The sequence below is a fragment of the Halomonas sediminis genome (assembly GCF_044871105.1).
GTDB classification, from domain to species: domain Bacteria; phylum Pseudomonadota; class Gammaproteobacteria; order Pseudomonadales; family Halomonadaceae; genus Vreelandella; species Vreelandella zhuhanensis.
On record NZ_CP085246.1, the window covers coordinates 1,291,162 to 1,303,513 of the forward strand.

Sequence of the window (12,352 nt, forward strand, 5' to 3'; positions counted from 1 at the left end):
GAGGCTGCTGGCCATGAGTCACGACCTGCACGAATCACTGCGTGATAACGTCCGTATTCTGGGTGACAGCCTGGGACGTACCATTGCTGACGACCTGGGTCAGGGGTTTGTCGATAAGATTGAAACCATTCGCGCCCATGCCAAGAAAGGGCGCCAGGGTGATGTGTTGCATCAACGTGAGCTGATCGACTATCTGCGTCAGTTACCCGAACAGGACCTCTTGCCGGTTACCCGCGCTTTCAATCAGTTCTTGAACCTGGCGAATATCGCCGAGCAGCACTATCGCGCACGTTTTCGCCGGGTAGAGGATTACAAGCCTGGTTCGCAACCGGTGTTAGGCGAGCTTTTGGCGCGTGCCCGCGAGGCGGGTAAGTCCCCGCGCAAGTTAGTCGAAACCTTGGCCAGCATGCGGGTCGAGCTGGTGCTGACCGCGCATCCGACCGAAGTCATTCGCCGCACCTTGATCCAGAAGTACGACGCGATAGATGAATGTCTCTCGGCTATCGAGGGCTCGGAGGATTACCCCGAGCGTGGAACACGGGCCCAGGGCCGTTTGGAAGAGCTGATAAGCCAGGCTTGGCACACCGACGAGATTCGCCACGAAAGGCCCACCCCAGTGGATGAAGCCAAGTGGGGCTTCGCGGTGATCGAAAACTCCTTGTGGCAGGCGGTACCGGATTTTCATCGCGATCTGGATAATCTGCTGCTCGAGACGGCGGGTGAACGGTTGCCGCTGGATGCCGCGCCACTGCGCTATGCCTCCTGGATGGGTGGAGACCGTGACGGAAATCCCAACGTCACGGCGCGAGTCACCCGTGAAGTCTTGTTGCTGGGGCGCTGGATGGCGGCGGACCTGTATCTGCGCGACCTGGAAAAGCTCAAGACCGAGCTCTCCATGTGGAAGGCCAATAGTGCGTTGAAGGCGGAAGCGGGCGATGTGGCCGAGCCTTACCGCGAACTCCTCAAGCGGTTGTTGACGCGAATGGAGGCCACGCGTGACTGGGCCAAGGCCAAGCTGGACGGCACCAACCACACTGGCGGCCCCATCATTGAAACCCGTGATCAGCTGTATGCACCGCTTCTCGCCTGTTATCGCTCGCTGTGCGATGTAGGCCTGGACACCATCGCCAACGGTGCGCTTCTGGATACGCTGCGCCGTGTCGCGGTGTTCGGCGTTACCCTGACCAAACTCGACCTGCGCCAGGAAGCCAGTCGGCATGCCCAGGTACTGGAAGAGCTGACCGAGGCGCTGGCGCTGGGGCATTATCGCGATTGGGATGAAGAACAACGCCAGGCGTTTTTGCTGGATGAGCTGACATCACGCCGGCCCTTGATCCCGCGGCGTTGGGAGTGTTCGGCGGAATCCCGTGAGGTGCTGGATACCTTCAAGGTCATCGCCCAGGAACATCGCGAAGCCCTGGGTACCTATATCATCTCGATGGCGGCCCAGCCGTCGGATGTGCTCACGGTAGCGCTGTTGATGAAAGAAGTCGGCGGAGACGTCAGCCTGCCGATTGCGCCCTTGTTCGAGACGCTCAACGACCTGGATCATGCGGGAGCGGTCATCGATAGATTGCTGGCACTGCCGGGGTATCGTGCACTGATAGACGACCGTCAGGAAGTGATGATCGGTTATTCGGACTCGGCCAAGGATGCCGGCCAGCTAGCGGCCGCCTGGGCGCAATACCGTGCTCAGGAATCCTTGGTGAATGTGTGTGAATCGCATGAGGTGGACCTTACTCTGTTCCATGGCCGGGGGGGCACCGTGGGGCGTGGCGGCGGCCCGGCTCATGCGGCGATACTTTCCCAGCCACCGGGGTCGGTGAATGGCAGCCTGAGGGTGACCGAGCAGGGTGAGATGATTCGCTTCAAGTTCGGCCAGCCTGAAATCGCCCTGCGCTCCATGGAAATCTATGCCTGCGCGGTATTGGAAGCCACATTATTGCCCCCGCCCGCTCCTGAACCTCAATGGCGCGAGGAAATGGACCAACTGGCCAGCGTGGCGCATCGGGCTTATGTCAGTGTGGTGCGCGAAGATCCGGATTTTGTGCCTTATTTCCGGGCTGTCACGCCAGAAGGCGTGCTGGGCCGTCTGCCGTTGGGCTCGCGCCCTACCAAGCGTCGCCAAGAGGGTGGCGTGGAAACCCTGCGGGCGATCCCGTGGATTTTCGCCTGGACCCAGATTCGTTTGATGTTGCCCGCCTGGTTGGGCAGTGGCGAAGCCTTTACCCGCCGACTGGAGCAGCCCGGCGGGCGTGAGGTGCTTCAGGAAATGCGCAACCACTGGCCGTTTTTCGGCACTTACCTGGACATGCTGGAAATGCTCTTGGCCAAGGCGGATGTGAGCATCGCCGCTTACTATGAGCATCGTCTGGTTGACGAGCCGGCCCTGAAGGCATTGGGCAGCAAGCTGCGTGAGCGATTCACGCAACTGGAAGTGGCGGTATTGGATGTGCTGCAACAGGAAAGGTTACTGGAAAATACCCCCTTGATCCGTCAGGCAATCGATGTACGCAACCCCTATATCGATCCGCTGCACGGCTTGCAGGCGGAGTTGCTACAGCGCAACCGCGATGCCGATGGCGTCATCAGCGCCGACCTTTCCCGTGCGTTGATGGTGACCATGGCAGGTATTGCCGCCGGCCTGCGCAATACGGGTTAGAAGAACGGGGCTAAAAGACATGAGCTAAAAAACAGCCTAAAAAGTACCGATGCGGCGGGAGCAGCTAAGCTATTCCCGCCGCGTTAGCATGCCAGGTTCTTGGGTTATCGGTTTTAGGGGCGTTGCAGTGCTTCCAAGGTTCTTTCCGCCAAACCGATACCCGCACCTGCCATTATCAAGTAGGTCTGGTTGACTCCCGCCTTTATCAGTACATCCGCCTCATCCTCGTAAGTAGTGCCCGCAATGATGGTCCCCGTAAACCCTACCTTACGCAATTGGCGGGTTGCCATGAGCTTACTTTCCAGATCGGGTATGGCCAGGGTGACGGCACTGAGCTGCGAAATATTCAGTCCGTGCCAGAAGCCGACATCCTCGGCATCTGCATACAAGACATGTCGCTTATCGTGCGTCTCTTGTTTTGCCACTTTATTGGGATCGGCATCGATACCGACGACATCCAGCGCATGGTCGTGGAAAAAGTCATAGGCAGCTGACCCCGTTCGTCCCATACCCAATACCATAACGGTAGCGGTACCGAGGGAAACTGGCTGCTCATCAGGGTGGCACGTCTTACGCTCAGTACGCATCAGATGGTTTTCAAGTCGGTCAAACAGCGGGTGGGCAAAGCGGTTCAGGGGGGCGGCGATAACAAAAGACACAGCGACGGTAATGGCTAAAGGGACCAGCCATTGCTCAAGCACGCCGGAAGCAACGATAAGCCCGAATTCGCTGTATGCCGTGAGAGTCAGGCCACCCAGAAAGGCGTTACGTGAGCGTACTTTGAAAGCGATTAGTAAAAAATAGAACAATATGCCTTTGAGCGGCAAAATCAACGCCATTACAAGTGCGAAGAGCAATGCCTGGGTGTCGGGTAATCCGGTCATGCCGATTTGCAGGAAAAAGCTGATCAGCAAGACTTCCTTCAAGCCCCAAAGCGACTGGGCAAGCTCCTGAGCACGGGGGTGATTGGAAAGCAGTACACCCATCACCAGAGCGCCTACTTCAGAGCTCAACCCAACAACTTCAAACCCCATGCCACCTACTGACACGGCAAGCACGACGCCCATTAATACAAGCAGCTCGTCATGTCGGGCCATATCCATCAGCCAATACAGCACAGGGCGCAATAGCGGCAAGGCGAAAATCCACAGGGCCCAGATAGTCGGTGATTGCCCGCCGGCGATGCTGAGTACCGCGAGTGCAATCAAGTCCTGAATAATCAGAATGCCGATGGCTATCCGGCCGTGAAAGGCACGCAGTTCCCGCTTGGCTTCGAGAACCTTGGCCGCCAGCACGGTACTGGAAAAGGACAGGGCGATGCCCAGTAAAAGGGCCGTTTCGGTTGCTATTCCGGCCAGCCAGATAAATCCGCCCGTAAAAATGCCCACGGTCAGAATAAAATGAATCAAGGCCCCGCCCACCACAACGGGTTCAATCAAGTTGCGCAACTTGAGCTTCAAGCCAACCGTGAACAGGAGCAGCAGCACGCCAAGGTGGGCGACATGTTCGAGAATAGGCCCGGCGTCACTGGGCAAGCCGACAAGCGGGCCGTAAGCATTGAGTGCAAAGCCGGCGGCTAGAAATCCCACCAAAGGAGGAAGGCCGATCTGACGAACGAGAATGCCGAATATGAAGGCAAAAGAGAGGGAGACGGCTTCTAGCACGATAGAAATTCCTTGGGGAATTAAGGTTGGCTCAATGGTGGGGAGGAATGTTGAATTTCCAGTGTTTCTGCATTTCAATAAAAGTGAAGGATGCAGACCAGGTGATGAGAACAAAGCCTGTCAAAGCCAGCGTGCCATACAAGAAGCGCACCGGGCCTAGTGCATATATATCACCGTACCCCACAGTGGTGTAACTCACTGCGGAAAAGAACACATAATCGATGAATATGAAGGTTTCATAGCCAGCAAGTTGACCGATTCCAGCTATTTCCGTCAGCCACCACCCAGTAAAGCCAAATAGCCAGATCTCTCCTATATGAAGGAGCAAGACGCCAAAGACCATTGATAAAATGCGCTGTCGATGAGGACGCTTTGAGTTCTCTATGCCACTCGATAAGAGAAGAAGCGATTCGTAATGCAGCAAGACAGCAATGATGACTGCAAAGGTAGTGGCAAATGTCACTATAATATAGTCAAAATAAGGCACTAAATAACCCGAATTTAGCACGCCAAGCGTCGCCCAGCATAAAGCTTGATAGTACTACAGCCCTTGGGAGCGATAAATCAAGTTTGACGATTTCATGCATTTTCCCACAGACTTTACTAGGCTTTGTTGCATCGCAGCGTAAACTGTCCATTGCAAGCAATGAAAGGAGTCTCCGTTTTGAATTCTCATCCTTTTTCCATGCAAGGAAAGGTGGGCATCGTCGCCGGCCTGGCTAATGAAGACAGTATCGCTTACGGCTGTGCCAAGGCGCTCCATGCAGCGGGAGCGGAAATGCTTGTGACTTGCGCCTCCTCCAAAGCTAAGCGCTTCGTAACGCCACTATTATCCGATATGGGCGATCCCGAGCTTGTGGTTTGCGACGTTCAGCAAGATGAGCAACTAAGCGCTCTGTTCGAGCGTGCCGATCAACATTGGGGAAGGGTCGATTTCTTTATCCATTGCATTGCCTTTGCCCCGCTTGATGACCTTCATGGGCGGGTAGTGGATTGTTCGCGCGATGGCTTCTTGCAAGCGATGGATATTTCCTGCCATTCCTTTATGCGGATGAGCAAACTGGCCGAGCCTTTGATGAAGGACGGAGGCAGTTTGATCAGCATGACCTATTATGGTGCTGATAAGGTGGTGGATAGCTACAACCTGATGGGCCCGGTCAAGGCGGCGCTGGAAGCCGCGACTCGCTACATGGCGGCAGAGCTGGGGCCGAAAGGTATCCGGGTGCATGCGATATCCCCGGGGGTGATTCGTACCCGAGCGGCGTCGGGATTGAAAGAGCTTGAAGCGCTGACTAGAGACACCGAAGACCGCGCCCCCCTCAAACGCTTGGCGACGATAGAAGATGTCGGTAATGCCGTGGTGTATTTAGCGGCACGCTCTGGTGCGGCCCTTTCCGGAATGACGCATTACGTGGATGCGGGCTATCACATTCGCGCTTGATTCACCCCTGCCACTACGTTAGGAGTCGAAATATGTCACAGACAAAGGAAAACGGTTTCATTGAGAATCGCACCTTCGATGAAATTCAAGTAGGGGATCAGGCACATTTGGAAAAGCGCCTGACCATGGAGGACATCAAGCTCTTTGCGGTCATGTCGGGAGACATCAATCCTTCCCATGTGGATGATGAATTTGCCAAGAGCAGCACCTTTCATGAAGTGATTGCCCATGGAATGTGGGGAGGGGCGCTGATCTCCACTGTGCTGGGCACCCAGTTGCCCGGGCCGGGAACGGTTTATGTCGGGCAGACGTTGGCCTTCAAGGCGCCGGTGAATCTGGGTGACGTGCTCAAGGTAAGCGTCAAGGCCGTCGAAAAGAAAGACGAAAAGCATCATATCCGCTTTGATTGCCGCTGTGAGAACCAGAAAGGCAAGGTGGTTATCGAAGGCGAGGCCTGGGTATTGGCACCTACGCAAAAGATCCGGCGTCCGCGCACCGCCATGCCCCGGGTGCGCCTGGCCGAGCGTGGGCGGCTGCATGAGATACTCACCGCTGCCGATCATCCGGATGCCGTGCGTATGGCGGTGGTCCATCCGGTGGATGAAGTTTCCATTCTGGGGGCGACTGAGTCCGCCGAGCAGGGCTTGATCATACCGGTGCTGGTGGGGCCGAAAGCCAAGATCGAGGCGGCCGCCGACGAAGCGGAAGTGGACATTGCCAATTTCGAACTGGTCGATGTGCCTCACAGTCATGCGGCAGCGGAAAAAGCGGTCGCCATGACACGTGAAGGCCAGGTCGACTCCTTGATGAAGGGAGCCCTGCATACCGATGAACTATTGCGCCAAGTGCTCAAGCGAGAAGGCGGATTGCGTACCGAGCGGTGTATTAGCCATGTCATGGCATTTGATGTGCCCACTTATCCTCGGCCGCTATTCATCACCGATGCAGCGATTAACATCTCCCCCAATCTCGAAACCAAGCGCGATATCGTGCAGAACGTGATCGAGCTTGCCCACGCCCTGGGAAATACCGACCCCAAGGTGGCGATTCTTTCGGCTGTGGAGACGGTTAATTCCAAGATCAGTTCGACCTTGGATGCGGCAGCGCTGTGCAAGATGGCGGATCGTGGCCAGATCACCGGTGGCACCCTGGATGGCCCTCTGGCATTCGACAATGCCGTTTCTGAAGCGGCCGCCGAAACCAAGAAAATCGTCTCGCCGGTGGCAGGGAGAGCCGATATTCTGATCGCACCCGACCTTGAGGCGGCCAACATGCTGATGAAGCAACTGACCTATCTCGCCGATGCCACAGGGGCTGGTCTGGTTGTCGGCGCCCGGGTGCCGATCGTGCTCACCAGCCGGGCCGATGATGCCATAACGCGCATGGCCTCCTGCGCTTTGGCGCTATTGTTGTTCGATTATCGAAAGAAGAATACGCGGTTGTCATCATAAGGAGCGGTTTAATGAAGGATATTCTGGTCATCAACAGTGGTTCTTCCAGCATCAAGTTCGCTCTGTATGCGCATGGAGATGACGACGACAGCCTGGCGCGTTTTCAGATGCGTTATCAGGGTCACTTTTCGGGTCTCGGTCAGACGCCGCGCTTTTCCCTCAAGGATGGTCAGGGCGAGCCGGTGGAAACCGAGCAGGCGCGCGAACTGCCTGAAGGAATGGAACATCACGCTGCCCTTGAGCGTTTGCTGAAATGGATCGAACAACAGCCCGACCTCGAAGATATCGCCGTGGTCGGGCATCGGGTAGTGCATGGTGGGCGTGATTATCATGCGCCGGTAGTGCTGGATGAGAAAAATACCCAGGCACTTGAAACCCTGATTTCTCTGGCGCCACTGCATCAGCCGTTTTGTCTGGCGCCGGTCAAGATGCTTACCGAGCAGCGCCCGGACCTGGTACAGGTGGCGTGCTTCGATACCGCTTTTCATACCACGCAACCCGAGGTGTCCCAGCACTTTGCCATTCCGCGAGAGTTGACCGAAAAAGGCCTGGTGCGTTACGGCTTTCATGGGCTTTCCTACGATTATATCAATCGCGTCTTGCCGGGTTATCTAGAAAGCCATCTAGAAGACGCCTCAGCTGAACGGGTGATCGTGGCTCACTTGGGAAATGGGGCAAGCATGTGCGCCATTCACAATGGCAGGAGTGTAACCTCCACCATGGGCTTTACCGCCGTGGATGGGCTGCCCATGGGGACGCGTTGCGGCAATATTGACCCGGGCCTGGTGCTGCATCTGCTGGAAGAAGAAAAAATGAGTGTCGATGAAGTCAGCGAGCTGCTCTACAAGCGCTCCGGCTTGCTCGGGGTGTCGGGAGGCATCAGCAGCGATATGCGTGAGCTTCTGGCAAGCGATGCCCCTGAGGCACAGGAAGCCATCGATCTGTTCATTTATCGTATTGTTCGGGAAGTCGGTAGTCTGGCGGCTGCCATGGGAGGGCTGGACCAGTTGGTGTTCACCGCAGGTATCGGTGAGAAAGCGGCTGCAGTGCGAGAAGGGGTTTGTCATGGCTGTGAATGGTTGGGAGTTACCCTGGATACCGAAGCTAATCAGCAAAATGCCCCACGCATCAGTCATCCTGAAAGCCGGGTAGGCGCCTGGGTGATACCCACCGATGAGGAACGCATGATTGCCTGGCACAGTGCGAAGCATCTGCAAGCCGAGTCAGCAAAGGCGAACGCCGAGTAGCAGATAAGTGCCTGCCTGGTAACTGGTTTATTGAGAAACCACTTGGATAACGGGGCGCTGCAAGGGCGCCTCGCTGATGAACCAGTGCAGGGCGGCGGCTATTACCGAAAGCAGGATGGCGATCTGCCAGACCAGATCATAATGGCCGGTCAGATCGTAAAGATAGCCGCCCATCCAGACGCCCATGAACGATCCCAGCTGATGGAAAAGAAACACGATGCCACCCAGCATGGAGAGGTGGCGTACACCGAACACCGAGGCCACGATGCCATTGGTCAAGGGCACGGTGGAAAGCCACAATAGTCCGATGGCGATACCGAACAGGTAGGCGCTGATGGGGCTCAACGGCAGAAAGACAAAGGCGGCAATTACCCCTCCACGAATCAAATACAACCAACTCAGCAGATGCGGCTTGGAAAAGTGTCCTCCCAGCCAGCCCGCCAGGTAGGTGCCGAAAATATTGAACAGCCCTACCAGTGCCAGGACAGTACTGCCCACCTGTATCGCCAAGCCATTATCAAATAAGTAACTCGGCAAATGAACGGCAATGAACACCACCTGAAAGCCACACACGAAAAACCCCAGGCACAGCATCCAAAAGCCTCGCTGGCCGGCGGCTTCATTTAGTGCGGCTTTCAGGCTGAGTTCTCCGGCCTGGTGCGCCATAGGCTTATCCCGCAGTATGGCGCCCAGCGGTACCATCAAGGCCGCCATGCAACCCATGGCCAATAGTGCCGCCGACCAGCCCAGCCATTCGAGCAGACCCAGGGTGCCGGGCAGCATGGCAAACTGGCCGAAGGAGCCCGCCGCGCTCACGATACCCATGGCCATGCTGCGCTTTTCCGGTGCCACCGCACGTCCGACTGCCCCCAGGATCACCGAAAAAGTGGTACCCGAAAGGCCCAGGCCGATCAACACCCCGGCGCTCAGGGTCATGCTCAAGGCCGAGCCTGAAAGCCCCATCATCACCAGGCCCAAGGCATAGAGTGCGCCACAGATCACAATGACCCGAGCCGCGCCGAAGCGATCCGCCAAGGCGCCGGTAAACGGCTGGGTCAGCCCCCATATCAGGTTTTGCAGGGCCAGGGCAAAGGCGAAAACTTCACGCCCCCAGCCAAAATCGTTGCTCATGGGCGCCATGAAAAGCCCAAAGCCATGGCGCAGCCCCATGGCGGTGGCGATCACCATGCTCCCCAGGATGATCAGCAAAAGCACATGATGGCGCGTGACGGCCAGGGTCGGTGTAGCAGGCATGATGGTTATCTCATTTGTTCGCAGGCTAATTGATTGTCTCTACTATGGCATGTGTTTCAATGCTTGTCTTCCTCGGGGGCCAGAGCGTTGAGCAGGCCACGCAGCAAGGAAAGCTCCTTGCGACTGGGTTGGGCACGGGTAAACAGCGCCTGAAGCTGTTGTTGGGTGTGCGCGTGGGGTTGTGTAAGAAAGCCACTTTGCTGCATCACTCGCGTCAGATGCGCCTGAAAATGCATGAACTGCTCACGGCTGGGGGGCGTATCTTCCAGCGGGCGCTGATAAGTGAAGGCACTGTCGGCAGACTTGCGCCAGGCACGATGAACTTCATAGGCGAGAATCTGCACCGCCTGGGAAAGGTTGAGGATGCCGTACTCAGGGTTGGCGGGAATGCTGACTTGATGGGTGCAATGGCGGATTTCGTCATTGGTCAGCCCCGAGCGCTCACGGCCGAACACGAGAGCAACCGGTGCCTGATGGGCATTCTGGACCACCGTCTGAGCCATGTCGTCGGGTTCATCGAAATGCGGCAGCGGCAGGCTACGCAGTCGGGCACTGGCGCCGACCACCTGAACGCAGTCGTTTACCGCCTCTTCCAGGGAGGTAACGACACGCGCCCGGGCTACCAGGTCATCGGCACCGGCTGCCAGGCGTGTGGCTTCTTCGTCAGGGAAGGCGCGTGGATTCACCAGCACCAGGTCGGTCAATCCCATGGTTTTCATCGCCCGCGCGGAAGCGCCGATGTTGCCGGGATGAAACGTCTGAACCAGGACAATGCGTATGCGGCTGAATATGGGGGAAGGAAGCATGGGAGGCGCCAGATTGAAAACGCCGATAGTAACAAAAAACCGGTAATAGAATACGTAGCAGCCAAAAACAAGCCCCGCATGGGCGGGGCTTGAGTCGACGAGACGTCGGGGTGAAAGGCGCTTAGGCCAGCATTACATCATGCCGCCCATGCCTCCCATTCCACCCATGCCGCCCATGTCCGGGCCGGCTTCTTTCTCTTCGGGATCATCGGCGATCATGGCTTCGGTGGTGATCATAAGACCGGCCACGGAACCAGCCGACTGCAAGGCACTGCGCGTTACCTTGGCCGGATCGAGAACGCCCATTTCGAACAGGTCGCCGTATTCACCCGTTTGAGCATTGTAGCCGAAGTTTCCTTCGCCATCCTTGACCCGGTTGATGACCACGGCGGCTTCTTCACCGGCATTGGCAACGATCTGACGCAGCGGCGCCTGGAGGGCGCGCAACGCCATGTTGATACCGTGGTTCTGGTCTTCGTTGTCACCGGTCAGGCCAGTGAGCTTGGCCATGACGCGAACCAGAGCGGTACCGCCACCCGGCACGACGCCTTCTTCAACGGCGGCGCGAGTCGAATGCAGCGCATCTTCGACGCGAGCTTTCTTCTCTTTCATTTCTACTTCGGTGGCGGCCCCTACACGGATGACCGCAACGCCGCCGGCAAGCTTGGCAACGCGTTCCTGAAGCTTCTCTTTGTCGTAATCAGACGAGGTGTCTTCAATCTGGGTACGAATCTGGTTGACGCGCGCCTCGATCTCGTTTTCAGCACCGGCACCATCGATGATGGTGGTGTTTTCCTTGGACATGGTCATGCGCTTGGCAGTACCCAGGTGATCCAGGGTGGTCTGTTCCAGCGTCAGGCCGACTTCTTCGGAAATCACGGTGCCGTTGGTCAGGATAGCGATATCCTGCAGCATGGCCTTGCGACGGTCGCCGAAGCCGGGTGCCTTGGCAGCAGCTACCTTGACGATACCGCGCATGGTGTTGACCACCAGTGTTGCGAGAGCTTCACCTTCGATATCTTCGGCGATGATGGCCAGCGGCTTGCCCGCCTTGGCCACGGCTTCCAGCACCGGCAACAATTCGCGGATGTTGGAGATCTTCTTGTCGACCAGCAGCAGGTAGGGATCTTCCAGTTCTACCGTCATGGTGTCCTGGTTGGTCACAAAGTACGGTGACAGGTAGCCGCGATCGAATTGCATGCCTTCGACAACTTCCAGCTCGTCTTCAAAGCCACGACCTTCGTCGACCGTGATGACGCCTTCCTTGCCGACCTTCTCCATCGCTTCGGCAATGATCTCACCGATGCGCTTGTCGCCGTTGGCGGAAATGGTGCCGACCTGAGCGATTGCCTTGGTGTCGGTGCAAGGAACGGACAGTGCCTGAATTTCCTTGACCGCTGCAGCGATGGCCTGGTCTATACCGCGTTTGAGATCCATCGGGTTCATGCCCGCGGTCACGCCCTTGAGGCCTTCGGTCACGATAGCGTGAGCCAGAACAGTGGCGGTAGTGGTGCCATCACCTGCAACATCGGAAGTCTGTGAGGCGACTTCCTTGACCATCTGCGCACCCATGTTCTCGAACTTGTCTTTCAGTTCGATTTCCTTGGCAACGGAAACGCCGTCCTTGGTGATGGTGGGTGAACCGAAGGATTTTTCGATGACGACATTACGGCCTTTCGGGCCGAGGGTGACCTTGACTGCATTGGCCAGGATATCGACGCCACGCGCCATACGCTTGCGAGCATCATCGGAAAACTTAATTTGCTTAGCTGCCATGTTGATTATTTCCTAAAATCGAGTTCGTGAAACGTGATGGTGAAGAAAAGC

General features: G+C 56.8%; 9 protein-coding genes. 4 read left to right on the forward strand and 5 right to left on the reverse strand.

Annotated features, from left to right (window positions below; genetic code table 11):
• Window positions 1–13: 13 nt before the first annotated feature.
• The gene (gene ppc, locus LG290_RS06280) at window positions 14–2,662 is read left to right on the forward strand and encodes a phosphoenolpyruvate carboxylase (protein WP_499836689.1); all 2,649 of its coding nucleotides are present in this window, start codon (window positions 14–16) and stop codon (window positions 2,660–2,662) included.
• Window positions 2,663–2,775: 113 nt separating this feature from the next.
• On the opposite strand, the gene LG290_RS06285 is transcribed toward ppc, so the two are convergent.
• Window positions 2,776–4,326: a cation:proton antiporter domain-containing protein gene (locus LG290_RS06285; RefSeq protein WP_499836690.1), complete on the reverse strand. Its 1,551-nt coding sequence runs from the start codon at window positions 4,324–4,326 to the stop codon at window positions 2,776–2,778.
• A 31-nt stretch (window positions 4,327–4,357) separates the two neighbouring features.
• Complete coding sequence (locus LG290_RS06290) at window positions 4,358–4,813, reverse strand: ion channel (RefSeq protein WP_499836691.1); 456 nt, start codon at window positions 4,811–4,813, stop codon at window positions 4,358–4,360.
• A 177-nt stretch (window positions 4,814–4,990) separates the two neighbouring features.
• Between LG290_RS06290 and fabI the strand changes: the two genes are divergently transcribed.
• From fabI to LG290_RS06305, 3 genes are read left to right on the forward strand one after another with little or no spacing between them, the layout of a single operon-like run.
• On the forward strand, window positions 4,991–5,767 hold the full coding sequence (gene fabI, locus LG290_RS06295; protein WP_499836692.1) for an enoyl-ACP reductase FabI: 777 nt from the start codon (window positions 4,991–4,993) through the stop codon (window positions 5,765–5,767).
• Between the two features lie 32 nt (window positions 5,768–5,799).
• Window positions 5,800–7,218 (forward strand): bifunctional enoyl-CoA hydratase/phosphate acetyltransferase, encoded by a 1,419-nt coding sequence (locus tag LG290_RS06300; protein ID WP_499836693.1) that lies wholly within the window; start codon window positions 5,800–5,802, stop codon window positions 7,216–7,218.
• An 11-nt stretch (window positions 7,219–7,229) separates the two neighbouring features.
• On the forward strand, window positions 7,230–8,465 hold the full coding sequence (locus LG290_RS06305; RefSeq protein WP_499836694.1) for an acetate/propionate family kinase: 1,236 nt from the start codon (window positions 7,230–7,232) through the stop codon (window positions 8,463–8,465).
• A 27-nt stretch (window positions 8,466–8,492) separates the two neighbouring features.
• On the opposite strand, the gene LG290_RS06310 is transcribed toward LG290_RS06305, so the two are convergent.
• The 3 genes from LG290_RS06310 to groL form a co-directional block, all read right to left on the reverse strand.
• Complete coding sequence (locus LG290_RS06310; RefSeq protein WP_499836695.1) at window positions 8,493–9,719, reverse strand: MFS transporter; 1,227 nt, start codon at window positions 9,717–9,719, stop codon at window positions 8,493–8,495.
• A gap of 56 nt (window positions 9,720–9,775) precedes the next feature.
• Entirely contained in the window at window positions 9,776–10,510 is a 735-nt protein-coding gene (locus LG290_RS06315) for an RNA methyltransferase (protein ID WP_499837049.1), read from the reverse strand.
• Window positions 10,511–10,657: 147 nt separating this feature from the next.
• Window positions 10,658–12,301 carry a chaperonin GroEL gene (gene groL, locus LG290_RS06320; RefSeq protein ID WP_499836696.1) on the reverse strand — a complete coding sequence of 548 codons (1,644 nt, stop codon included), beginning with the start codon at window positions 12,299–12,301 and terminating at the stop codon, window positions 10,658–10,660.
• Window positions 12,302–12,352 lie beyond the last annotated feature (51 nt).